The following is a 502-nucleotide window of genomic DNA, read 5'->3' as shown; positions in this document are numbered from 1 at the left end:
GGCTGCCGACGGCCCGATGCCGCAGACCCGCGAGCACATCCTGCTTGCCCGTCAGGTCGGCGTCCCGGCGATCGTGGTGTTCCTGAACAAGGTCGACCAGGTCGACGATCCGGAGCTGCTGGAGCTGGTCGAGCTCGAGGTTCGCGAGCTTCTGTCGATGTACGAATTCCCGGGCGACGACGTTCCGATCGTTCCGGGTTCGGCGCTGGCTGCGCTCGAAGACTCCAACAAGGAGATCGGCGAGAACGCGGTTCGCAAGCTGATGGCCGAAGTCGACGCCTACATCCCGACGCCCGAGCGTCCGATCGACCAGCCGTTCCTGATGCCGATCGAGGACGTGTTCTCGATCTCGGGCCGCGGCACGGTGGTGACGGGTCGCGTCGAGCGCGGCATCGTGAAGGTTGGCGAGGAAGTCGAGATCGTCGGCATCCGTGCGACGTCGAAGACGACGGTTACCGGCGTCGAGATGTTCCGCAAGCTGCTCGACCAGGGCCAGGCTGGC

General features: G+C 65.7%; 1 protein-coding gene. It reads left to right on the top strand.

Annotated features, from left to right (window positions below; translation table 11 throughout):
• On the top strand, window positions 1-502 hold a 502-nt coding region (locus FY036_RS00075; RefSeq protein ID WP_235897420.1), incomplete at both ends, for a GTP-binding protein.

This window comes from Neoaquamicrobium microcysteis, from assembly GCF_008180155.1.
GTDB classification, from domain to species: Bacteria; Pseudomonadota; Alphaproteobacteria; order Rhizobiales; family Rhizobiaceae; genus Aerobium; species Aerobium microcysteis.
Note: the sequence above shows the minus strand (reverse complement) of the source record. Positions and strands in the feature narration are given on the sequence as shown.